This window comes from Caballeronia sp. 11_S32, assembly GCF_056930355.1.
This window is the reverse complement of sequence record NZ_JBXOWH010000004.1, coordinates 196,029-220,623: the sequence shown is the minus strand read 5'-3', so window position 1 is coordinate 220,623 and position 24,595 is coordinate 196,029. Positions and strand designations below refer to the sequence as shown.

The window sequence follows — 24,595 nt, the reverse complement described above, 5'->3', positions numbered from 1 at the left end:
CGCGTGCAACGGCTTTACCTAACGCATTTTATAATCATAGAATGCACTTTATCGAAAAGCAAGTTTGCTCGCATGTGCGGCGGTGGCCGACCAAGGCAGAGACATCCGTGCTGTCTTTTTTTAGTCTGTGTGAGGTTGACGAAGCATGTCTCAGAAATTCGCCTATGTCGGATGCCGGACCACCCGCGAGCGCAACGCCCGTGGTAAGGGCATTGCGCTCTACAAAATCTGCCCTCGTAGCGCAGAGTGGACGTTCGTTGACGTATTCCCGACGCTGGATAACCCCTCGTTTCTCGCGCTGAATCGAGCTCAGACCTTTTTGTACACCGTGCATGGAGATGGCGAACAAGCGAGCAGCTTCAAGATCGACCCCGCATCGGGCCGTCTGACCCACGTGAACACGGTCTCGAGTAACGGTAGAAATCCCGTGCACCTGGCATTGTCTGCAGATGAACGCTGGCTCAACATCGCGAACTACGCGACGGGGAACGTTTCTAGGATTCCAGTGAACGCAGACGGAAGTCTCGGCACGTCGAATGACGTCACGACGTTCACCGGAATTCCGGGACCTCACTCGAAGGAACAGAAGGGCTCGCATCCGCACCACATCTCGCGATACCAGACATCGTTCGCCAATACGGATTGGCATATCGTGCCGGACAAGGGCATTGACTGTGTATCCGCAGTGCGGTGGCTGGCGAACGGCACGTGTGAGGTGGTAAGCCAACATTGGGACGCCGGCTCCGGACCGCGCCACGCGGCGTATCACCCTACCTTGCCTCTTGTGTATGTCGCGAACGAGCTGAATTCCACAATGACGGTGTGGAAGTTCGACGTTGAGTCCGGACGGCTTACACCGCTGGACACGGTCTCCGTCCTGCCTCCGGAGTTCGACGGCGAGTCGAGCGCTGCAGGAATTGTGGTTACGGCAGACGCGAAGCAACTCTTCGTCTCGAATCGCGGCAGCAACACCGTGGCGTCAATTGCGCTGAACGACTCCGGGATGCCGAGATATGTCGGTTGGACGTCCTGCTTCGGTGACTTCCCACGTTTCATTGGATTGGACCCCGAGAACAAACACCTCTTCGTCGCCAACGAACGGACCGATACCATCATCGAATTCGACGTGACTCCCGACGGCTTGAGGCCGACGGGAAAGGTCATCGAAACCGGAAGCCCAGTCTGCATCATCTTCAGCGAGCGATAACCGCGAGTGCATGGTCGGGCGATGCTCGTCGCCTGACCATGCCGGCTGGCCTACCGTGCGCCGTCCGCAGTCAGAAACTGGAAATCACATCCTTCGTCGGCTTGGAGAATCTCGCGCGCGTACAGATTCGCGTATCCCCGCTTGTGCGGCCTAGCTTGTCTGGGCGGCAGCGCGGAGCGGCGCTTCGCGAGTTCTTCTTCAGAGACAAGCACATCGAGGGTCCGATTCTTAACACTCAACTTGATGACGTCACCCGTCTGCACGAGGCTCAGCAAACCACCTGACGCCGCATCCGGTGTGATATGCAGGACGATGGTTCCATAGGCCGTGCCACTCATTCGGGCATCGGACAGACGCACCATGTCCTTGACTCCTGCCCGGGCAAGCTTCGCGGGAATCGGGATGTAGCCGGCCTCGGGCATGGCAGACTCGCTAGTCGGCCCCGCGTTGCGCAGAACGAGGAAGTCTTGCGGGGTGACATCGAGCTCATCACTGTCGATTCTGTCGGCGAGGTCCTCTAACGAATCGAACACGACGGCGCGCCCCTCGCGCTCGAACAACGAAGAGTCTGCGGCTGAGCGCTTGAGGATTGCTCCGCGCGGAGCTAGATTGCCGAAAAGTGCAACAAGCCCCCCGGTGTCTCGAACCGGCTTGGAAACGGGCTGAATTACTTCATGGTCCGTCCACGTCGCCGCCTCAAGCCGCTCGCCGAGCGTCTCGCCGCTGACCGTCAAACAACCAAGATTCAAAAGGTGCCGGATCTCCTTCAGGATTGAAGGCACACCGCCCGCCGCATACAGGTCCTCCATGTAGTGCGTTCCGGTCGGTTTGAGATTGACCAAAACGGGCGTCGAATCGCTCAATTCGTTCAGCCGTTGCAAGCCAATCTTGATACCAGCGCGCCCTGCGATTGCCGTAAGGTGGATGATGGCGTTCGTCGAGCCCCCGATAGCGAGGAGGACCCGCAAAGCGTTCTCCACCGATTCGCCGGTGATGACTTCGCGCGGCCGGATTGGCTTACCAATCAACTGGTATGCGATGCGCCCCGTTTCTTCCGCAATGCGCAGACGGTCAGCATCCACCGCCGGGCAAGCCGCGCTGTTGGCCGGCATCATCCCGAGTGTCTCCGCAATGATGGCCATCGTACTGGCGGTCCCCATGACGGCGCATGTCCCAGCAGTCGATGCAAGACGGCGTTCGACCGCGTTGATCTCCTGGCTGTCGATTTCTGTCGCACGAAACTTGGCCCAGAAACGGCGGCAGTCTGTGCACGCGCCGAGTCGCTCGCCGCGATGCCTGCTCGTGGACATCGGTCCAGCGACGAGTTGAACCGCTGGAATGTTCGCCGAGACGGCGCCCATCAACTGAGCGGGGACGGTCTTGTCGCAGCCGCCGAGCAAGACTACCGAGTCCATCGGCTGAGCGCGAACCATCTCCTCCACATCCATTGACATGAGGTTTCTGAACTTCAGGCTCGTCGGGCTCAGGAACGTCTCGCCCAACGAAATTGTCGGGAACTCAATGGGCAGCCCTCCGGCCGCCAGCACGCCGCGCTTCACCGCTTCAATCATCTCGGGGAAATGGCGGTGGCAGTTGTTGAAGCCGCTCGCCGAATGCGCAATGCCCACAATGGGCCTGTCCAGCATCTCACGGCTGTAACCCATCGAGCTGGCAAACGTCCTACGTAAATAGACGCTGAACTCCCTGTCCCCGTAATTGGTTAGCCCACGGGCAAGTCCGACGGGTCGATCGTGTTCGCTCATCCTTTGCTCCAGTCGTTCTCAAGTGACCGCACGCACCAAAGCTACTGCGGACTCGCCTCGCATCCTCGTAGGTGTTTTCACCGAGCAGAGCAGGACGTTGTTGCATGCGGGGCTTTTTGCGTTCTATGATTATAAAAAGCAGTTGATGTTTTCGTAAGCTCTGGCTGACTGCCTCGACAGGCGACGACCGAAGTCCGGCCGTTCTGCGCAGCTTTCGCCCTGTAGTTACAAGGCCTTCGCGCTGAAGCGCCTGTTGGAGATACCGCCAAGGCGCCGGACCTAAAGTAGCTTCCGAGCTTGCGCCTCGGGATGCACCGGTAGAATCGAAAACTAAAGTGCTTTTTTAACAAACAAAACGCTTTGCAGTCAATGGCCGACCGACAAAGCATCGCGGGGCGTACTTCATTGCCCGCTAGTTATCAACCGACTTTGTAGAAACACCACGGGTGTCAACACAGGCACCCTGATTTCGGAGACAACCATGTCGTATCGACGAGGCTGGATTGCAGTCTTCTTGTTTTCCCTGGCGATGATCAACTACATGGACCGCATCGCGCTGTCGATTGCGGCCAAGCCGATTGCCGCAGAGTTCAAGCTCTCTGCCGTGGGCATGGGCTACTTGTTCTCTTCATTCATCTGGAGCTATGCGCTCTTCCTGATCCCGATGGGCATCCTCATCGACCGCTTTGGCGCAAAGCGCATGGCAGGCGTGGGCATTTTCATTTGGTCGGCCGCCACGGCCTTGACCGGTGCGGCGGGCAACTTCACGAGCCTTTTACTCGCCCGTTTGGTGATGGGCGGCGGCGAATCGGTGAGCAATCCGGTGGGCGCGAAGGTAATCCGCCAGTGGATTCCGGCCTCTGAGCGCGGGATGGTCACGTCGATGTTCAACAGCGGCTCGTATGCAGGCCCGGCGATTTGTTCGGTCTTCTTGGGCGCCTTGGTTGCCGTGTACGGATGGCGATTCTCGTTCGTCGTTGCAGGCGGCATCGGTTTTCTCTGGCTGGCAGCATGGGTCATCTTCTTCAACTCGCCGGATAAGGCAAAGTGGCTGTCCGCTGGCGAACGCGAGAAAATTTTGCTCGAACGTGACTCGAAACCCGCTGCACGCAATACGTCGGAGACTGCAGATGCTGGCCAGACCGCATCAGGTTTGCTGTCGCTACTGCGTTCGCCGACGCTGTGGGGTCTTGCGCTGACGCAAGGTTGCAACGTCTACACCCAGTATCTGTTCCTCACCTGGCTGCCGAGTTATCTCCAGGCGAGCCGTCACATGAGTATCTCGAAGACCGGTGTCTTCGCTGCGGTCCCTTACGCAGCCGCAGTCATTCTCTGCATCTTGGTTGGACGTATCAGCGACCATTACCTCAAAAAGAGCGGCGTGGGTACCGGCCGCCGTCGGAATGCAGTTGCGCTGGCAATGCTCACCGGCTCCGCGATCCTGTGTGTACCCCTCACGACAAACCTCGCTACCCTGCTGCTCGTATTCTCGGTGACGCTTACCGGCATCGCGTCGACGACATCGCTGAATTTTGCGCTGTTGAACGATCTGCTCCCGAGTTCAAAAGATGTCGCTAAGGCGATGGCATTCGTGGTTGTCGGCGGAAACATCTTCGGCATGATTGCTCCGATCGCGACCGGCTACGTCATCGATGCGACAGGCAGCTACGATTTTGCGTTCGTAATCGCAGGCGCTCTTCTGGTTATCGGCGCGGTAATCGTATTGACCATGACGCGTCGGCCGATTCTGGCTGAGACGAAATCTTCCCGAGTACAAGCAGCCGCATAACCGTCAGGGCGGATACAGCGCAGCGACGAGCGACTCCGCCGCTCGTCGCCTCAGCGGGGGTGAAAACCCGAAGATCCGCCCATGGGCTATGACGGTGCCAAAGGTAGAAAACCCCTCCGTCCTTGTCAGCCAGTACCAGATTGCCTCCACACCCTCATCGTTCAGAGCGGGTTCGCGAGTTCCGCATGTCGTCCGGCACTCAGCGAGACTGACAGCAGTTCTTTGAACGCCGTCGGACCTCAAGGCCTTGCTTAATATGAACACTTCGAAAAAAACCTGCTCCCGAGTAAATGACTTGCAGTCGACCATTTGCGGCGACGTCTCTGTAGAGTCAGCGTCAGCTTCCCGGATGAATGCGTATGTCATGCTTCTTCAAGAACCCTCGGCGTCGCTGGCCGGGAGCGAGGCAAATCGGGCCGACGTTAAATCGAACGCTATTCTTGGCTATAACTGAATAGGGTTTTTGGCTGCTCGACAGTTGCGACCGTCGACTCCTTGATGTCAACAACTTCGGCATGTTTACCCCCATCGCGCTATGACGCGACCGCCCGATTTTGGCCGAAGCGAAATCGTGGCGAGTTCAAGCGACGGTATAGCGTACCTTGCCAAGAACGGCGCGCTCCGGGATGCGCGCTTTGGTCGTTCTCGTTGTCGCCGACGCTAGATGGAGCATCCCCCCAAATGCTGCATAACTAACGTTATCGTTTTGCTACTACGCGACGAGCTTCGCGGCAGCTTTCCGCGCACAGGTCGGCTTCAAGAAGCAAAAAGTTATTTTCTAAAAAGGGACATCAAATTGCTACTTACGCTCACAGGCGTTGGGACCATGGTCGCCGTCGTCCTCACGCTAATCAAAAACAAAGCGGCGCCGCTGATTGTCTTGACACTTATCCCGATTCTTGCCGCTGTCCTGGCCGGGTTCGAACCTCAGCAAATAAGCAGCTTTTCCTATAAAGGTGTTCTATCGGTCGCTCCGATTGCAACTCTTTTTATCTTTGCGATTTTGTTCTTCTCGACGGTACGCCAAGCAGGGATATTTGAGCCCTTGGTTCGAGCCCTGTTGCGCTTCGCCGGCGACAGCGTTGTAAGAGTGACCGTTGCGACTTCGCTCGTTGCAATGCTGGCGCACTTAGAGGGCATTGGTGCCGCCACCTTCCTCATTACAATTCCCACGTTCTTGCCGGTCTATCGTCGACTAGGGATAAGCCCGTACGACCTCCTACTTATCACAGGGCTTTCTGCTGGCGTCGTGAATTTCGCACCGTGGGGCGGACCTGTTGGGCGCGCTGCGCTGGCGATGCACCTTGAACCTGTCTCGCTTTGGACAGGCCTAATCCCTGTTGAGCTGGTTGGAGTGGCATGCGCACTTGTCGTTGCCGTTTTGGTCGGAAAGCGAGCCGAACGCGCAGGTAAAGTACAAGCGGTTGAGCAAAGTCTCAATGAGCCGATGCATGCGTATCCTGAGTCGCGCCCAGCCGACTCGGACATGCGAAGCGGACGTGGATTTTACTGGTTCAATGTGGCGCTGACGGTCTCCGCCATCGCCGGTCTCGTGTTCACGAAGTTATCGCCTGCCATCGTCTTCCTCGTTGCATTATCGCTTTCGCTACTCGTCAACTTTAGGACTTCAAAAGCCCAGCTCGCACAAATAAAGGGCCATGCTGCAGAAGCATTGACGATGGGCGCGCTGATGTTCGCAGCTGGTTCGTTTCTTGGAATTATGGACGGCACAGAAATGCTACCCCGCATCTCGGCGGCCATCACCGAGATGACGCCGCAGGTTGTTGGTCAGTACATTCATGTCCTTGTGGGCTCAGTTTCCATGTTTATCGGTGCTCTTTTCAGTCCAGATCCGTTTTACCTCGGCCTGATGCCCATGGTGGACGGTGTCGCCCGCACACATGGTATCCCTCCCGACTCGGTGGCCCGCGCCATGATGATAGGAGAAAGCATCGGATTTTCCATAAGCCCCGCAGTACCAACGGCCTATTTGGCGGCGGGCCTTGCCGGGTGCGAGATTGGCGAATTTATGCGTCGCTCCTTGCTGACGTTCTGGCTCGTGAGCTTGGTCATGCTTGTCGCCGCTGTAGTGTTTGGGGTGGTGCGAATCTGATGACGACATACTTTGACACGCCCGAAGGAATCGGACTAACCCGACCACTTGCCCCCAATCGAAGAACAATTATTTGCATTCCGGGAACATTACTGCCACCGAGCATCTACGGTGCCTATGAGCCTCCCCAATCCTTCCAGTGGTCATCCGCATCATGGCTGACCCAAAACGATTCTTGCGACATCTCTGCTGTTGCAAGCCGGTTTATTTCTCTGATCGAGCGCCTCTCGCCAACAGCTCTGATTCTTATCGGACACTCGGCAGGCGGAGCGATTGCGCTGAGCGTTGCGTCACGCTGCAAGCTATCGGGACTGGTGCTTTCAAACACCGGAGCAAATACCGCGACTCACGGCGACCCTGAATATCCCAAGAAAATTCTAAATTCCTGGGGAGTTGAGCTTCGGAGGTCACAAGTCCGGCGGTGCTTTGCCTCGTTGCCAGACCCGGACGTTCTCAATTCGATAGACCAATACGCAGACGACTGCAGTCGAGATTCGGTCTACGCGGCGGCAACTAGCTTGCGTGGCATCGATTTTTCGCCAGTGCTAAAAGATATCCAATGTCCTGTTCTGCTTGCGTTCGGAAGGAAAGACACCGTCAGAACGGCCGCAGATGTAGCGGTGCTGGAGAAAGGTTTGCCCTCTGTCAAGATCGCCTATCTTGACGCCGGCCACACTCCGATGCTCGAGGCAGCCGAAACGTGGACAACCGAGGTCAATAGCTGGATCGCTTCAAGTACGTGAGTACGGCGCGCAATTCAGCACCCGGAATTCAATCTTACCGCACACGCCAGTCTGCGAAAGCAACCAGTGAAATTGCCGGAAGCGAGAATCGCTCTGTGCCATAGCCCACGTGACGCCCATCGAGAACGTCGAAGGGTTTCGGCTTCCTCGGAGCGAGCCTGTACCTCGTCCGAGGCTTTTACGAGTATTTAGCGTGCCAAAAATGCGCTTCCAGTGAGCACAACACAATCAAGTTTGTGCTCACTGGACTGCGACAAGCTAAGGTTCCAGGATAAGACGCCTGACTGAAACTTACTCCGTTGCACCGAGCTGATCGAGAATCGCGGGATTTTCCAGCGTCGAGACGTCCTGCGTGATCTCCTCGCCCTTTGCGAGCGAACGCAAAAGGCGCCGCATGATCTTGCCTGAACGCGTCTTCGGCAGATTCTCGCCAAATCGGATGTCCTTCGGCTTCGCGATCGGGCCTATTTCCTTTCCAACCCAGTTGCGCAGCTCGGTGGCTATCTGCTTCGCTTCATCGCCTTCCGGACGTGCGCGTTTCAGCACGACGAACGCGACTACAGCTTCACCTGTCGTGTCGTCCGGGCGGCCGACGACCGCCGCTTCGGCGACCAGCGGATGGGCGACCAGCGCCGACTCGATCTCCATCGTGCCGAGGCGGTGACCCGATACGTTCAACACGTCGTCGATTCGGCCTGTAATCGTAAAATAACCCGTTTCCTTGTCGCGGACGGCGCCGTCGCCGGCAAGATACAGCTCGCCGCCAAGTTCTTCGGGGAAGTAGCTCGTCTGATAACGCGTTGGGTCACCCCAGATGTTGCGCAGCATCGACGGCCACGGGCGCTTGACGACCAGAATTCCACCCTGCCCGCTCGGCACGTCCTGACCGGTTTCATCGACGACCGCCGCCATGATGCCCGGCAGCGGCAGCGTGCAGGAGCCCGGCACGAGCGGTGTCGCGCCCGGCAGCGGTGTGATCATGTGCCCGCCGGTTTCGGTCTGCCACCACGTATCGACGATTGGACATTGCCCGCCGCCGACGTTCTCGTGATACCACATCCACGCTTCCGGATTGATCGGCTCGCCGACCGTGCCGAGGATGCGCAGCGTCGAGAGGTCGAAGCTCTTCGGATGCACCTTCGCGTCCGCTTCCGATGCCTTGATGAGCGAGCGGATGGCGGTCGGCGCCGTGTAGAAGATCGTGACCTTGTGGCGCGCGATCATCTCCCAGAAGCGGCCCGCGTGCGGATACGTGGGCACGCCTTCGAACATCACCTGCGTCGCGCCGATCGCAAGCGGACCATACGCGATATAGCTATGCCCCGTGATCCAGCCGATATCCGCCGTGCACCAGAAGATATCGCCCGGCTTCATGTCGAAGGTCCACTTCATGGTCTGCGCGGCCCACAGCAGCGTGCCTGCCGTGCTGTGCTGCACGCCCTTCGGCTTGCCCGTCGACCCGGACGTATACAGAATGAACAGCGGATGCTCCGCGCTTACCCATTCCGGCTCGCACTTGTTCGATTCGTTCTCGACGATCTCATGCAGCCACGCGTCGCGGCCTTCGGTCCACTCGACCTTGCCGCCCGTGCGCTTGTACACGATGACGTCCTTGACCTTCTCGCAGCCGCCCGCCGCCAGCGCTTCGTCAGCGATGCTTTTCAGCGGCAGCGCCTTGCCGCCGCGCATCTGCTCGTCGGCGGTGATGAGCGCGACCGCGCCGACATCGACCAGACGTTCGTTGAGCGACTTCGACGAAAAGCCGCCGAACACGACCGAGTGCGTCGCGCCGATGCGCACGCAGGCCTGCATCGCCACCACGCCTTCCACCGACATCGGCAGATAGATCACGACGCGATCGCCCTTCTTCACGCCGCGCTTCTTGAGCGCGTTGGCGAGACGGCTGACGCGCTCAAGCAGATCTTGATAGGTGACATTGGTGACGGTGCCGTCGTCGGCTTCGAAGATGATCGCATTGTCGTTGCCCCGGCCCGCTTCGACGTGACGATCGAGACAGTTGTACGAGGCATTGAGCTCGCCGTCTTCGAACCACGTATAGAACGGCGCCCTCGATTCATCCAGCACCTTGGTAAATGGCATGTGCCAGGAGAGCATTTCCCGGGCGATGCGCGCCCAGAAACCTTCGTAGTCGCTTTCGGCTTCCGCGACAAGCGCCTTGTAGGCTTCCATGCCAGAAATCGCGGCATCCGCCACCGTTTTGTCGGATGGCGAGAAAAAACGCTTTTCGCGCTGCATTGCTTCGGTTGTAGACATGCTCTTCCCTGGATTCGAAATGAAAAACCGGACCTTCTAAATAACGCCTGCGCCACGATGCTGATCGTGCAATCGTTCGGAAGCCTTCTAACCTTCCTCAAAGGGCGAGCCTACACGCGCCAAAGATTGCGAGTCATTCGTTGCCGCCGCGCCTTTAGCGATCCACTCCTTGAATTGAGTTTCTTTGAGTAGTGCCGACTTGACTGTCACGAGATCTTGAAACCCAGCACTTCCGACGCGTAAAGCGTCGACACGCTCTGTATTCGCGATGTAGGCTCCGCCAAAACGCGCGCGAAGAGCACGTACGAGCCGCCGGCGGCGTCCCCAGAAAGCTTCGTCATGTGCGTCGCCCAGAGGGTCTCCGACCCTGACATACATCAATCTCAAGTCCTCAATCTCAGAGAGCAAGTCCCTCGCCCACGCTCTGTCCATGCGCGCCGCATAAGCGATCGCAGACTCAGTCACGCTTGGGTATGCAATCCCACACGACCGCTGCCCCTCCACTCGAGACAAACCTGCCGCGCGATGTCGACCAACCCAATAGTCTCTCTTGCCTCTATGCCAAGAGTTGTCGGCCCACCTTGGGGAGGACGAACGCAAATCGCTCGTGAGGCGGAGGCTGTATTCAATACAGCCAATTCCATTCCATCGAAACCAGCTTCGATAGCTTGTCGTGCGGCGCGCCGGAAACACTCGGTTCTGCATTGCGCCGCCTCATTCCTCCGCCCGGAACCACCTGCTAAAACGCCGACACCGAGCTGACACACAATTACTCCACCGCTCGTGCGAACTGCCTGAGTCACCGACCGCCATTCATCGAGGTTAAAGCACCCTCGACGTGCCTGTTCAATTTGGGTCACTTCTTGGCGGCGAGGCGCGAGTATCCTGTCAGTGATAAACATGCCCACAGGTGTGAGATGGCCTTGTCGCACGCGACGATGCAGCTCAGCGTCAAAGACCCCGTCCAGTTCGATGACCAAGCGGGTTCTTAGATACAGTTCTCCCGCGCGATACGGCGAAAAAATGCCGGGGCAGGACATGATTGGCATTCGTTGATTGTCTTAGAAAAATCGTTCCCACCTGAATGACACTCGAAGCCGCACAGAAGACGACAACGTCGGCTTGCTTCTCGTAAAGGCAAATCGGTGACGGCTGTGAAGCAGAGCCGAAGACTAAAAGATCGGACGCGCCTGCTCACGCCCTACAATGCGCTTCTGGTTAGTCACGACACGCGCTAAGTCTTGCTGACCGCACTGGCGACAATCGGTAGCGTGTCGAAGCGCGTGTGGCCAGTCAGTTATATCCGAGGATAGCAACCGACTGCACGTCGGGTCGGTCCATTGCCTGGCCGGCCAATGATCCCAACGGGCCCTCAAGCAACTTGGCATAGGCGCTTACAAGGGGAACGCCAGCGGACAAGGTGGCAAGCCTTTGTGCTTTTGGGACGGATGAGGCGACTGCTGCATCAGCAACCGGATAGGTATGTGCTTTCATCTTTCCCTCAATTTGTTTCGATTGGTTGGTGTTTAATTCTATTTTCTGGGCGAGGCCTAGACTCGGTCGAACCACACGGTTTGCGCATTCATGAATTCACGCATCCCAAAATGCGATAGTTCCCGGCCGTAGCCACTTTTCTTAACCCCGCCAATCGGCACACGAGGATCGGACGCCGAGAATCCATTCACGAAAACGCCACCGGATTGAATCTCACGGGCAAAAGCCTTCGCCTTGCTCTCATTGGCTGTCCAGATGGCGCCGCTCAAGCCGAACTCGCTTGCGTTCGCGAGCTCGATAGCGTGTTCGGCACTGTTGGCGGAAACCAGGGAGGCTACCGGTCCGAAGATTTCTTGGTCAAAAGCAACCATGCCAGGCGCGACGTCGGACAAAACCGTGGGAGCATAAAAATTTCCGGGCCCATTGAGCTTGTTGCCACCCATCAAGACTTTCGCGCCACCTTCAATCGTGGCCCCCACCTGACCGTCTAGCTCGTCTCGCAGGTCATACCTCGCCATGGGACCGAAGTAGCTATTCGCGTCCTCTGGGTTGCCCACCTTTAGTTCCTGAACTGCGGCCACGAAACGCTCGGTGAAGTCTTGCTGTATCGACCGCTCAAGGATGATGCGTTTGGCCGCGATGCACACTTGGCCGGTGTTTTGGAACCGACCGACCACCGCTGCATGAACGGCGCCCTCCAAATCGGCGTCGGCCAAGACAATGAACGGATCGGAACCACCCAGTTCTAGAACCGATTTCTTGAGCGCCGCGCCGGCCTGCGCCGCGATCGCGGATCCCGCACGAACGCTGCCGGTAACCGTCACAGCCGCAACTCGCCGATCCAAAATCGCTTTCGAAACAAGGTCATTCGACACGTTCACTACAGAAAACACGCCATCAGGTAGGCCCGCCTCCGACCACATCTCCTTGAGCGCATACGCGCAGCCCATCACGTTGGGAGCATGTTTGAGCACATACGCGTTTCCAGCCAAGATGATAGGGATTGCTCCCCGCATGACCTGCCAGTATGGAAAGTTCCACGGCATTACAGCAAGAACGCCCCCTATCGGAAGGTATGAGACATACGCTTTATCGTCTGCCACTGATGTCCATTCGTCAACGAGCATCGCCGGGCCGTGCTCTGCGTACCAATCGCAAACGGCCGCACACTTTTCCACTTCCGCGCGTGACTGTGAGATTGGCTTGCCCATTTCCCGAGTTGCGATGAGCGCAAGTGGCTCGACGTTGCGACGAAGAGCGCCGGCCATATTCGACAAGGCCTGCGCACGGGTATCTATCGAACTATCACGCCAATGCTCGAAACCCGCCTCCATCAATCTCAACGAGCGATTCAATTCCGCCTCATTTTCGTAAGGGTAGCGGCAAATCTCTTCGCCCGTCGCCGGGTTCAACGAAACCGCTACCTCTTGCTGACTGACGGCTTGAGACATATCGAAACTCCAATGCGTAAAAAGCAGGCTGCACTCCTCGCTGAGATCTCAGCGAGGAGTCATCGTGTGCGGAGGAATTCAGTAGCTTCGGCGTGTGTTTCAAAGACATGCGCCGCCGCGTGACGCGAGAACAGCGCTTCACCCAACTTCGCACGCATAAAGGCACTGGTGGTATAGCGCGTAGTTGTCGAGTAATGGCGAGCCTGCAAGTCGGCTACCATCTCGAAGTACGCGTCGGCTTGCGTATCGTCGAGTCGGAAACCGTCGTAGTTGACTATCAGCGCGACCCTTCGACCAACCTTGGTACACAACGCATCAAACACGCGACGCACGCATTCGACATCATCGGTGCTGCGGATAGCCATTCCTTCAAAGTTTGCGAAAAGGATATTACGGTCCTCGTCGTAGCTGAGGCGATCAGTGAGTTGCAAGTCCTGCAGTACGCCTGCGAGACCCATCGGCTTGGCTCGATAGATGCGCGGGTCCATCAGCGCGACCTCGCCTATGATCGGTCGAAACGCCATGTGTGCAAGCACGTCCCGCTCGATATCGATGCCGGGCGCAACCTCGATCAGTTGCAAGCCTTCGGGTTGAAGCCTGAATACGCATCGCTCCGTGACGTAATGCACCGACTGCCCCTTCGCCGCCGCAAGTGGACCGCTAAAGGTGACCTGTTCGACTGATTCGACGAACTTCCGCGTTCGCCCTTCGCTGACGATACGCATCTGACCGCCCTCGACTGCTGTGGCAATCCCGCCTGCGGTGAACGTTCCCGCAAATACAAGTCGGCGGGCGTTCTGGCTGATGTTGATGAACCCGCCTGAGCCCGCGAGACGAGAACCGAACCGGCTGACATTGACGTTACCGCAGCGATCAATTTCTGCCATTCCGAGACAAGCCAAGTCGAGTCCGCCACCGTCATAGAAGTCGAATTGCTGGTTCTGATGCAACAGTGCCTGGGTGTTGATGCCGGCACCGAAGTCCAACCCGCCCTGCGGCATTCCGCCAATCACACCGGGTTCGGCGGTTAATGTTAGGTGATCGAGTACGCGCTCTTCGGCCGCGACGGCCGCCACCGCCTCCGGCATCCCGATTCCCAAGTTAATGACCCCGCCCAGCGGCAACTCGAAAGCACAGCGCCGAGCGATTAACTTTCTCTCGTCGAGTGCTAATACCGGAATCTTGTTTACGGGCACGCGGATCTCTCCCGAGTAAGCCGCGTTGTAATCCGTCGCGTAGGTTTGCTTGTGAGCACCTTGGGGCGCCACAACCACGCAATCGACCAAAACACCGGGCACGACGACACTGCGTGCGTCAAGCGAACCGCTCGATGCAATGCGTTCCACCTGCGCGATTACGAGGCCGTTCGCGTTTCGTGCAGCCATGGCAGCGGCCTGTGCGTCGAGCATTAGCGCCTCGCGCTCCATCGTGATGTTCCCCTCGGCGTCGGCCGTCGTGCCTCGAATCAAAGCGACGTTGATTGGGAACGCCTTATAGAAGAGCCATTCCTCGCCGTCAATTTCCATTACCCGTACAAGATCTTCTGTCGTGCGGGCGTTGATTTTTCCGCCGTTCTGCCTCGGATCAACAAACGTACCGAGCCCAACTTTTGTGAGCGTGCCGGCTCGGTGCGCAGCCGAGTCGCGATAGAGGTGTGAAATCGTCCCAAGCGGAAGGTTGTAAGCCTGGATACGGTTGTCCGTTGCAAGTTTCCCGAGTTTGGGAACGAGCGACCAATGACCTCCAATCGCCCGTTGGACGAGTCCCTCATGGGCAAGCCGATTGAGTCCTCGCTCTTTGCCGTCACCGGGCGCCGCAGCGAATACGAGCGTGAGATCACGTGGCCCCTCTGTCTCGACGAAGCGCCGTTCGAGCGCCGCAATCAATTCCTCGGGCGTGCCGATGCCGACAAACCCAGAACAACTCACGACATCGCCATCCCGTATCAACGCGATAGCCTCATCGGCGGTAACGACCTTATCTTGAATCATGGCAGTCTCATCATTACTAATCGGGCTTTCGGCTAGTCTGCTAAAAGGTAGTTTCTGATGACGGCGATTTGCGCTTCATCCATCAATGCGGGCGCGTGACCGCAATCGGGAAACTCGAACGCGGTCACTCGGCCATCGGCCGCAGCGCGACCACGTTTGAGCATGGCCTCCACCGTACTGCGGGCCAACAAATCGGAGTTTTCGCCGCGCAAAACGAGCACGGGGCAATCGATCTTGTCCCAGGTGTGCCATAGGATCACGTCAAGCAAGATCGGAATTGAGAAGCGCATTCCGATGCCCGGGTCGAAATGAAAGCGGTAACCGCCTGCACCATCTGATACGGCGCTGTGCTGAGCTAAGTGACGCCATTGGGCATCGGTGAGCTTGCCGAACGGCGCGTGAACGTCACGAAGATGGACTTCGACCTCGTCGACTGAGGCAAACCGCCAAGAACGCGTCAGATAGCTGCCGATTCTGCGAAGTGCAGCAGCCGACACACGCGCGCCGAAATCATTAAGTACCAACCGTCGTACAGGTGTTCCCGGTTCGGCGGCCACCAACATTCCGATATGGCCACCAAGGGACGTTCCCACCCAATCAACTTGATCGACATCGAGTCGAGCAATCAGTGTTGAAATCGCGCGCACATACGCGCGGTCCGTGTAGTGCGTAGGCGACGCCAGCCATTCGCTGCGTCCGCGTCCAGGAAGGTCCGGTACGACAACGCGCATCCCATTCGCGGCTAGCGCCGCCGCCAACGAGTCAAAGTCTCGACCAGTGCGCGATACCCCGTGAACGCAAACCACGGTTTGTTCGGCCGTCGGCGGGCCCCACTCTGCATAAGCGAGTTTGCGAAATCCGCCTCGTCCTATTACAGAGACATGTTTGAACTGTGGTTGCATCGCATAAAGTCCAGGTCAGACGACCGCGTCGTCGCGCTCTTGCAGCCATTCAACGATGCCTTTACCAAGGACACCCTGCGATTTTCCACTTACGAACACGCCAACGTGGCCACCATCTAGCCCAATCTCTTGATAGTCTCCGGTGCCGACGGCGTCGCGCAGCGCTTGGGTCGTCTTCGGCGGGATGATGTGATCGTCTTTCGCATAGACGTTCAGCACGGGCATCCGAATGTCTGTTAAATTGACTTTCCGCTCACCCAAACGGAACTCGCCGCGAATTAACTCGTTGTTCTTGTATAGATTGACCAGCAGTTGCTTCGCGGCTTCGCCGGGATGGTGCGGTCGGTCGGCGAGCCACTTTTCCATGCGCAGGAAATTCAGGAGCTTCTTTTCGTCATCGAAAGTGTCGAGCAGACCAACGTTGTACTTCGAAAGCGTTGCGCCCGGCGTCATTTGCGAGAAGACGTAGCCCGTGAGCTCGCCCGGTAAATTGCCATACGCCTCAATCAAATGGTCGACATCTTCCTCGCTCATGCCGCGCGTCCAGAGATTCAGCAATCCGTGGTTGATTCGGCCCTCAGCCTGGTCCTGATGGAAGTCAACCGGCGTGATGGTAAGAATGAGGTTCTTCACGCGCTCGGGGTAAAGCGCCGCATAGCACAGCGAGAAGACACCACCCTCACAGATCCCGAGCAGATTGATCGCGGGAATCCCATGCTCTCGGCAGATAAACTCGACGCAATCGTTCAGATAGACGTCGACATAGTCTTCGAAGGTGAGCCAACGATCACTGCGAGTTGGGCTGCCCCAATCCACCGCGTAGACGTCGACGCCAAGCGCCAGCAGATTGCGCAGCATCGAGCGGTCTTCCTGCAGATCGGTCATTGTGTAGCGGCCAATCTGGCCGTACGCCACGAGCACGGGAATGCCTAGCCTGCGCTCAGTCGTCGGCTTGTAACGATACAACGTCGTCTTGTCTTCACGGAACACCACTTCCTTATCGGCGGTGGCGATCTCGACGTGCTCATCCTTAATCCGGTCCAGCATCTGCTGTCCCCGAGCAAGCTTCAGGTTGAAGTCGCTGAATTCAGCGAGCGCTTTCGCGGCGTTCGATTTCTTGGCGGCTGCCATAGAGTTCCTCTCAGGAATGAATTGGGCGGGAGGCTTTTGGGGCAGTTGCACGAGGCGGGCGGGTGGGCGCAGCCGTCGCAGGTGCTTGCTGCATGAAGCCGATTTGCCGCTGGAGCAGCCGAACCTGCCGCCGCAATTCCGTCACCGTGCGCTGAATCTCGTCGACTTCGGTTCTTGTCGGGACGTGATAGGCGTCACACCAGGATTCGGCGATAGCACGTTCTTTTAACCGATAGTCGGATGCCGCACGCAACATCCGCGTTTGGGCTTCTACGAATTCCTCGGAGCGATGTGCCTCAATCAACGTCTCATTGGCCACTTTCAACCATCGGTCGGTCATTCCGCGCCAAGTTGTCGGCACCTCTCCCTTGCCCGTCGACATTGTTTCCATGAAACGCTCAAGCGCCTTGTTCCAGGCGCGCTGGACGATTGCCTGATACGCCAACACGGCCTTGTCACGTGCATTTGCCATTTGCTGCAGTTCGGCCACCTTCCTGTCCAAGTCCCAAAGCGTCGCGTATTTGGGTCCTTCGATAACCTGCTGCAGACCAACGTCAAACGCTCCTGCGCCGCGACCGCTCCATCGCGCGGGAGAGAACATTTCCCGGACCGCCCCTGATGTCCACGCGTCGGGGCCCGCGCCGTCCTTGACAAACGCGGCCCATTTCTCAATGGACTCCTTCCAGGTTTCCTGCAAGTCGGCGAACTGTTCCTGCATCGGTGGCTTGACATCGTCCGGTTTGATGTCCGATGTGGCCCGTGAGAAAAAGGGACCCATTGACCTCAGGAAAGCTTGCTGCATCGCCACCCATCCGTCCGCCCAGTTGGAGTTATCGTGGCTCATTCGAACACCACCACTTGGCGGATTGCCTTTCCTTCGTGCAACAAGTCAAACCCTTGATTGATCTCCTCCAGCTTCAATCGACCCGTGAGGAGTTTGTCCACCGGCAAACGACCTTGCTTATAGAGGTCGATGAAGCGCGGGATGTCGCGTGACGGTACGCAGGTTCCGATATAGCTGCCCTTCACCGTACGTTCCTCCGCGACGAGACTCACTGCGGGGAGCGGCCAGCGAGCAGTCGAGGGCGGCAAACCAGCGGTGACAGTTGATCCGCCGCGCCGCGTGATGCTGTATGCGAGGTCTAGCGCCCGTATAGATCCGGCGAACTCGAACGCGAACTCGACGCCGCCTGAACTCAGCTTGCGGATTTGTTCTAGCGCATCCTCACGACCAGCATTTACCGTGTGCGTCGCACCGAGACTCTTGGCTTGTTCCAGCTTGTCGTCCGACAGATCGACCGCGATGATTTGCCGTGCGCCAGCAGCGTGCGCGCCAATGAGAGCTGCCAAGCCAACGCCACCCAGACCGATGACCGCCACCGACGCGCCGGCCCGAACCTGCGCCGTATTAACCACGGCGCCCACGCCCGTGAGTACTGCGCATCCGAATAACGCCGCTTCGTCGAGCGGTACGGTGGGATCTATCTTGATGACGGAGCGGCGGGACACCGTCGCATATTCCGCAAAAACTGAACATCCAAGGTGATGATTGACGACCTCACCGCCACGGGTGAGACGACGCTCGCCCGAGAGCAAAGTACCCGCTCCATTAGCCGCAGCGCCCGGCTCACACAGGGCCGGCCTGCCCTCGGCGCAAGGCGCGCAGTGTCCGCAGCTCGGAACAAACACAACAACGACGTGGTCGCCCACCTGAAGGTCTGTGACGCCAGCCCCGAGTTCCTGCACGACGCCAGCAGCTTCGTGACCGAGCGCCATCGGCATCGGCCTTGGCCGATCACCGTTGATAACCGACAAATCAGAGTGGCAGAGACCCGCTGCCGCTATCTTGATCAGCACTTCATCGGGTCCCGGCGGCGCCAAGTCGATCTCTTCAATTTGCAGCGGACGAGAATCGGCGTATGGCGAGGTCGCGCCCATTGCCTGGAGGACAGCAGCTCTGATCTTCATTGCGACACCTCCATCACCCGATTCTTGAGTTCATCGACGAGCACACGGCTGTTTTCCGAATAGTCGACCGGTACGACGACAAGCTGTACCCCACCTTCCTCGAACGCTGCTTCCAGCGTCGGAACCAACCCTTCCGCTGACTCGACTCGCCGTCCTTTGGCGCCGTATGCCTCCGCGTATTTCACGAAGTCAGGGTTGCCGAAATTCAGTCCCCAGTCGGCGAAATCGTCGACCGCTTGCTTCCAGCGGATCATCCCGTAGGCGTCGTCCTGGATGATCAATACGACGAGATTGAGCTTCATGCGAACGGCGGTTTCGAGTTCCTGCGAGTTCATCATGAACCCGCCATCTCCACATACCGCCATTACGCGGCGTTTGGGGTGAAGAATCGAGGCCATCATTGCCGATGGCAGTCCGGCGCCCATCGTGGCGAGGGCATTGTCGAGCAGGAGCGTGTTGGCATTACGCGTGCGGTAGCACCGTGCGAACCAGATCTTGTACATGCCGTTGTCAAGCGCCACAATGCCATCCGCTGGCATGACCTGACGCACATCATGGACAATGCGTTGAGGCGTCAACGGAAAGCGCGACTCGGTGGCTCTATCCATGGTGCGCTTGAGAATGCCTTCCCGCAAAGAGGCCAATGTGCCTGCGTTCGGAAGTTGACCTTCAACGAGGTCAGCAAGACGCGTCAGGCTCAAGCCCAAGTCACCAACTACCTGCGCGTTGGGGAAGAAGACCTGTTCAACATTGGCCGGCGTGTAACCGACGTGGATAACCTTAGGGCCCTTGGGTCCCATGATAAACGGCGGCTTTTCGACGGTATCGTGGCCAATCGAAAGAATAACGTCGGCGCGGTCGATTGCCTCGTGCAAATAGTCGCGCTCGCTCAGAGCAGCGGTGCCCATCCACAATTGGGTGGCTTCATCGTTGCCGATGGCCGAGACCGTGCCCTTTCCCATTTGAGTATTGAAAAATGGGATTTTGGTACGCCGAATGAAGTCCGTCAGCTGACCCACCAGTCTCGGACGATTGCTGGCTGCCCCGAACATGACTAGCGGTCGCTCCGCGCTTTTCAACATCGCCGCAGCACGCTCAATCGCGGCGAACTGAGCAACCGGCAACTCAACCGGGTGCAACGGGATTGCCGTTAACTCGTCACTCACTTCTTCGCCCGCAACATCCTCAGGCAACTCGAGATGCACAGGGCCTGGCCGCTCGTCCTGCGCAAGACGAAAGGCTTCGCGGACTACGGTGGGAATGCTGACACCACTGATGATCTGACGCGATGCCTTAGTGAGAGGCTTCATCGTGGCGACGATATCGACGATTTGGAAGCGGGCTTGACGTGCCGTCTTGATCGGCTTCTGCCCCGTGATCAAAATCATCGGCATGGCGCCCAGGTGAGCGTAGGCCGCACCCGTCACCAGATTTAATGCGCCGGGTCCGAGCGTTGCCATACAGACGCCGGGCTTCCCGGTGAGTCGCCCGTGAGTTGCAGCCATGAAGGCTGCCGTCTGTTCATGGCGCGTCAAGACGAGTTCGATGCTCGAACGACGCAGGGATTCGACGACATCGAGGTTCTCCTCGCCTGGCACGGCGAAGATGCGATCAACACCCTCGTTTTCGAGGGCTTTCACAAAAAGATCAGATGCTTTCACGGAGGAACTCCTATTCTCTATACTTCGCAATGGTGTTGGTCTGCGCGTCAATTTCACTTGCCGCCCGAGGCTGCTTCCGGCAGGTCAATCTCGTCGGACGCAATCTAGAATTTGTGACGAATACCTACGCGCACCGCTACCTGTTTGTCAGTGGTCGATGGGGTCAGTCCGGTGATCTGTGCCACGGCGGGCTGTCCGACTGAATCGGTACCGCTTGCCTTCTCGAAAACGGCAACGGTGTAGACATCCGTGCGCTTAGAGAGGAAATAATCGAGTCCAGCGCTGATCAGGTGGTACGTCGCTCCGTCTCTTCCACCTGCCCCACCGCCGCGCGTGTAGTCATAGGCGGTACCGACCAGCAACGCTGGGGTGAGCTGATACTTCGCATTGATTTCAGCGTTGTTGAAGCTCGCGGTACCTTGATAGCGAAGCGGATTCGGACCCGATGGCGAACCCAGGTCTTCAAAGCGCGTATTCGAATACGCAAGATTAATGTTTAGCGCACCGAGCGCGACTCCAGTGCCAACGCCGATGATCTCCATCTGATTTGCCGACGCGTACCCCGCGAATACCGGGTTGCTTTGGGGAGCCGTGGGAGAGCCGAAGCTGCCCAGATTGTTCGAGGTCGCCGGCCCCGCGTTCGGATTGGCGCCGAAAAATGACGTGTTGGGATTTCGAATGTTCAGGTACCCAGTACCGACAGAGAACGGGCCGTATGTGTAGCCTGCACCGGCACCCCATATCCAATTGCTGGAAAACGAACCGGGCGTGCCACCGAGGTTCATCAAAGCTTCGAAGGTGAAGCCACTGTAGGTAGGGCTCTTGTATTTGATCGAATTGTTGATTCGGCGGCTGTTCAGCGCGTTATCCAGATCGCTCGGATGCGAGGCCATATATCCGCCCCACTGCGGTGCGGCGAGGAAGGGACCGAAGAAGTCCACCACCGGGTCGTACTGGCGGCCGAGGGTGACGGTACCATATGGGCTCGAGAGGCCGACGAATGCCTGCCGCCCAAACTCAGCCCCACCTTGGTTCAGAGCGCCGTTGTTACTGAAGAAACCGTTTTCCAATACGAAGAGGGCTTTCAAGCCGCCACCAAGATCTTCCGTCCCCTTCAAACCCCAGCGGCTGCCTTGCAAACCAGCTGATCCGCCTTCGATCATCGCAAACTGGTGACCACCGGTAAAACCTGTTGCCGTGCGCGCCGTTTGTACATTATTCGTATAGTTCAGGCCACTGTCGATGATTCCGTACAGCGTGACATTGCTCTGCGCGTAGGCGCACTGCCCGATAGCCGTAAGTACTACCGATGATATAAGTTTCTTTTTCATTTCGTGAGAATCTCCAGGTTCCGTGTATTTTCGCGCTTTGGGCACCCAAAGTCGCTCGTTATGGCCGGTTCATGTCGTGAACCCGCCTGCTATCGTCTTAGGTGTGCTGCGGCGTACCACCCGATGCATCGGCGGGCAACTTGTGCTCTTGAATTCGGATGAAGAAAGTCATCAGGAAGGAAATAACGAGCAGCGCTGACAGGAACAAAAGACCAGCAGTCGCGCTCTTTCCGTCACCTTTGATGTAGCCAATCGCGAACGGACCAACGAACCCGCCCAGATTACCAATCGAATTGATTACGGCAATCGAAACCGCCGCGCTCGAACGACTCAGGAACAGAGTAGGAAGTGCCCAAAACGGCGACTTGAACGCATAGAGTCCGCCAAGGCTCAGACTGATCATTGCGATCGACACATACGGGTTGGTCGTCATCCCTGCACCCAGCAACGCCAGCGCGGCAACCGCAAGGGGAATCGCGGAATGGAGTCGGCGCTCGCTTCGGCGATCTGAACTCCGCGACCATGCGATCATCATGAGTGTCGCGAAGATGTAGGGAATCATTGCGATAAGACCAACCTGAGTATGGCTCAGCGATGCCGAAAATCCCTTGATAATTTGTGGCATCCAATATCCAACCCCAAGGCTGCCGCACTGGTAGACAAAATAGATGAACGAAAGGTAGAGCACTTTGGGGTTCGTGATCGTCTTGAGCGAACCGATGTGCTTGACGTTGGGACGCACCTTCTTGTCGTTCTCGAGCTCGGCCAGCAACCAATCGCGCTCTTCTGGTTTAAGCCACTTCGCGTCGGCCGGGCGATCGGTGAGATAAACGAAGCAAAGAATGCCGCCGACAAGCGCCGGTGCGCCTTCGAGGACCAACATCCAGCGCCAACCGCTCCATTGGAACCAGTGGACGTTGTCCATGATCCAGGTGCTCAATGGCGCACCGATGATGTAAGACACCGGAATCGCTGCAGTAAAGAGAGCTACTGTGGTGGCCAATTCCTTTGCACGGAACCAGTAAGTCAAGTACACAATGATGCCGGGAAAGAAGCCTGCTTCCGCGACGCCAAGAAGGAATCGCAACACATAAAGTTGGGTGGCGTTCTGAACAAAGGCCGAGACTACGGCAACTGCGCCCCAAGTCAGGAGAATTCTCGCGATCCAGACCCGCGCTCCAAACTTATTCAGCATCACGTTGCTGGGTACTTCAAACAGGAAATATCCAATGAAGAAAATCCCTGATACGAAACCGAAGGCCTCGCTGCTGAGCGCGAGTTCCTTGTTCATTTGAAGCGCCGCATAGCCGATGTTTGCGCGGTCGAGGTAGGAGATGATGTAAAGAATGAACACAAAGGGAATGATTCGCCAGGTGACTTTCCTGACCATTGCCTTTTCGTCGATTGGCTGTGATGTTTGCATATCATTTCATCAGCGGTGACCCGCTCGATGTCCATGAAGGGTCAAAATGTGCGGGCCTACGCTTGATTGTGAGAGAACACCATGCATACAGGACTTCCTGAATGGACTGAGAAGCCTGTAGGGCTCAGGCGACCCGACGACGGATCCACGGCGAAAGCTACGATGGTGTCGCTGTCCTCGTTCAACGCGTACATGAAGCGGCCGTCAGGGCTGGCGGTCATGAATCGGGGCGTTTTACCTTGCGACGCCTTAGCTTCAACGAAGTTAAGTCGACCGGACTTCTGATCGATCTTGAAAACGGCGATGCTGTCGCAGCCACGATTAGAGGCATACACAAAACGACCCGTGCGATCGACTTCAATCTCGGAGGCGCGGCTGTTTCCGGTGAAGGTATCGGGAAGGGTCGAAAGGATCTGAAGCGGCTTCAGCGCGCCGTTGCTCGGCGAGTATTGGTAAGTTGCTACGGTTGAATCGAGCTCGTTGACGCAGTAGGCGAAGCTCTCGTTGGGGTGAAAGGCAATGTGGCGAGGCCCCGAAGTCTCACGGCTGACAACGAACGCCGGATCGGCCGCCGTGAGATGACCGTCACTGAATTTGAACGTGAATATCCGGTCAAGTCCCTTGTCGGGCACGATTACGAACTGACCGGTCGGATCAAACGGATTGAAGTGCGGTTTCGCTTGCTTTTGCTCAGTTCGATGGGGGCCGATAGGACCTTCAAGCGTGACAAGCTGAGTCAGTTCCTTCAGCGAGCCGTCGTCCGCAATAGGCAGAACCGCAAGGCTCGACCCTATGTGGTTTGAGACAACGATGTAGCGCCCGCTCGGATCGATAGCCAAGTGAACCGGATTCTTTCCCTGGGTGCTCTGCTTGTTGATGAATGTGAGCTTTCCCGTGCTTTTGTCCACCGCGAACGCGCTGATGTCGCTCAGATCGCCGTGCACGGTATACAGACGCTCGCCGTTTTGGCTCAGCGCGAGGAAAGACGGGTTCACCAAATCCTTGACGAGCTCTACCAACTCCAGAGAGCCAGTGTTCGAATCGACCTTGAAGACACTGATGCCATCGCCTCGGGCGTTTCGTTCACGAGTCGTACGACAGCCGACGTAGGCAAACATATTCTGTCCTTTCTGCTTCCTGTGAATGGCGGCTCCGCTGTCTGCAGCGAAAGCCGACGGTAGCGTCATCTCGAAAAGTCCAACTGCACCCAACGAGAGAGCGGCTTGCAGCAGACGCCGCCGAGGGCCCACTGCCAACTTGACGACATCTTCGAATTCTTCTTCTCTCACGCGCTGTCTCCTTTGTATGGCGCTCGGATTGATTGCACTTTCACACAATAAAGTGCAAATGAAAA

At 57.5% G+C, this 24,595-nt stretch carries 17 protein-coding genes; 4 read left to right on the top strand and 13 right to left on the bottom strand.

The window, feature by feature from the left end:
* Nucleotides 1-145: 145 nt before the first annotated feature.
* Nucleotides 146-1,207: a lactonase family protein gene (locus tag AC1Z32_RS27070; protein WP_483481922.1), complete on the top strand. Its 1,062-nt coding sequence runs from the start codon at nucleotides 146-148 to the stop codon at nucleotides 1,205-1,207.
* 50 nt (nucleotides 1,208-1,257) lie between these two features.
* On the opposite strand, the gene AC1Z32_RS27065 is transcribed toward AC1Z32_RS27070, so the two are convergent.
* The gene (locus tag AC1Z32_RS27065; protein ID WP_483481921.1) at nucleotides 1,258-2,970 is read right to left on the bottom strand and encodes a dihydroxy-acid dehydratase; all 1,713 of its coding nucleotides are present in this window, start codon (nucleotides 2,968-2,970) and stop codon (nucleotides 1,258-1,260) included.
* Nucleotides 2,971-3,451: 481 nt separating this feature from the next.
* On the opposite strand from AC1Z32_RS27065, the gene AC1Z32_RS27060 reads away from it, so the two are divergent.
* From AC1Z32_RS27060 to AC1Z32_RS27050, 3 genes are all read left to right on the top strand, one after another.
* Nucleotides 3,452-4,759 carry an MFS transporter gene (locus tag AC1Z32_RS27060; RefSeq protein ID WP_483481920.1) on the top strand — a complete coding sequence of 436 codons (1,308 nt, stop codon included), beginning with the start codon at nucleotides 3,452-3,454 and terminating at the stop codon, nucleotides 4,757-4,759.
* A 664-nt stretch (nucleotides 4,760-5,423) separates the two neighbouring features.
* Nucleotides 5,424-6,872, top strand: a complete 1,449-nt coding sequence (locus tag AC1Z32_RS27055) for a CitMHS family transporter (RefSeq protein WP_483481919.1) — start codon at nucleotides 5,424-5,426, stop codon at nucleotides 6,870-6,872.
* Nucleotides 6,872-7,615: an alpha/beta fold hydrolase gene (locus tag AC1Z32_RS27050; RefSeq protein ID WP_483481918.1), complete on the top strand. Its 744-nt coding sequence runs from the start codon at nucleotides 6,872-6,874 to the stop codon at nucleotides 7,613-7,615. Before AC1Z32_RS27055 ends, AC1Z32_RS27050 begins: the two co-directional genes overlap by 1 nt.
* Before the next feature lie 291 nt (nucleotides 7,616-7,906).
* Here the strand turns inward: AC1Z32_RS27050 and acs are convergent, their stop codons facing one another.
* From acs to AC1Z32_RS26990, 12 genes are all read right to left on the bottom strand, one after another.
* A complete protein-coding gene (acs, locus tag AC1Z32_RS27045) occupies nucleotides 7,907-9,889 on the bottom strand; it encodes an acetate--CoA ligase (protein WP_483481917.1) in 1,983 nt (660 codons plus the stop codon).
* Between the two features lie 206 nt (nucleotides 9,890-10,095).
* The gene (locus AC1Z32_RS27040) at nucleotides 10,096-10,230 is read right to left on the bottom strand and encodes a hypothetical protein (protein ID WP_483481916.1); all 135 of its coding nucleotides are present in this window, start codon (nucleotides 10,228-10,230) and stop codon (nucleotides 10,096-10,098) included.
* Between the two features lie 1,209 nt (nucleotides 10,231-11,439).
* Nucleotides 11,440-12,834, bottom strand: a complete 1,395-nt coding sequence (locus AC1Z32_RS27035) for an NAD-dependent succinate-semialdehyde dehydrogenase (protein ID WP_483481915.1) — start codon at nucleotides 12,832-12,834, stop codon at nucleotides 11,440-11,442.
* Between the two features lie 59 nt (nucleotides 12,835-12,893).
* Complete coding sequence (locus AC1Z32_RS27030) at nucleotides 12,894-14,825, bottom strand: acyl CoA:acetate/3-ketoacid CoA transferase (protein ID WP_483481914.1); 1,932 nt, start codon at nucleotides 14,823-14,825, stop codon at nucleotides 12,894-12,896.
* A 32-nt stretch (nucleotides 14,826-14,857) separates the two neighbouring features.
* Nucleotides 14,858-15,727, bottom strand: a complete 870-nt coding sequence (locus AC1Z32_RS27025; RefSeq protein WP_483481913.1) for an alpha/beta fold hydrolase — start codon at nucleotides 15,725-15,727, stop codon at nucleotides 14,858-14,860.
* 15 nt (nucleotides 15,728-15,742) lie between these two features.
* Nucleotides 15,743-16,858, bottom strand: coding sequence for a class III poly(R)-hydroxyalkanoic acid synthase subunit PhaC (gene phaC / locus AC1Z32_RS27020; RefSeq protein WP_483481912.1), 1,116 nt, complete (start codon nucleotides 16,856-16,858; stop codon nucleotides 15,743-15,745).
* A gap of 10 nt (nucleotides 16,859-16,868) precedes the next feature.
* On the bottom strand, nucleotides 16,869-17,702 hold the full coding sequence (locus AC1Z32_RS27015; protein WP_483481911.1) for a poly(R)-hydroxyalkanoic acid synthase subunit PhaE: 834 nt from the start codon (nucleotides 17,700-17,702) through the stop codon (nucleotides 16,869-16,871).
* The gene (locus tag AC1Z32_RS27010; protein WP_483481910.1) at nucleotides 17,699-18,826 is read right to left on the bottom strand and encodes a zinc-dependent alcohol dehydrogenase family protein; all 1,128 of its coding nucleotides are present in this window, start codon (nucleotides 18,824-18,826) and stop codon (nucleotides 17,699-17,701) included. Before AC1Z32_RS27010 ends, AC1Z32_RS27015 begins: the two co-directional genes overlap by 4 nt.
* Nucleotides 18,823-20,487: an acetolactate synthase large subunit gene (locus tag AC1Z32_RS27005; RefSeq protein WP_483481909.1), complete on the bottom strand. Its 1,665-nt coding sequence runs from the start codon at nucleotides 20,485-20,487 to the stop codon at nucleotides 18,823-18,825. The genes AC1Z32_RS27010 and AC1Z32_RS27005 overlap by 4 nt, the downstream gene beginning before the upstream one ends.
* Before the next feature lie 104 nt (nucleotides 20,488-20,591).
* Complete coding sequence (locus tag AC1Z32_RS27000; protein WP_483481908.1) at nucleotides 20,592-21,818, bottom strand: porin; 1,227 nt, start codon at nucleotides 21,816-21,818, stop codon at nucleotides 20,592-20,594.
* A gap of 97 nt (nucleotides 21,819-21,915) precedes the next feature.
* Nucleotides 21,916-23,241 carry an MFS transporter gene (locus AC1Z32_RS26995; RefSeq protein ID WP_483481907.1) on the bottom strand — a complete coding sequence of 442 codons (1,326 nt, stop codon included), beginning with the start codon at nucleotides 23,239-23,241 and terminating at the stop codon, nucleotides 21,916-21,918.
* Between the two features lie 56 nt (nucleotides 23,242-23,297).
* On the bottom strand, nucleotides 23,298-24,359 hold the full coding sequence (locus AC1Z32_RS26990; protein ID WP_483483322.1) for a lactonase family protein: 1,062 nt from the start codon (nucleotides 24,357-24,359) through the stop codon (nucleotides 23,298-23,300).
* Nucleotides 24,360-24,595: the final 236 nt, after the last annotated feature.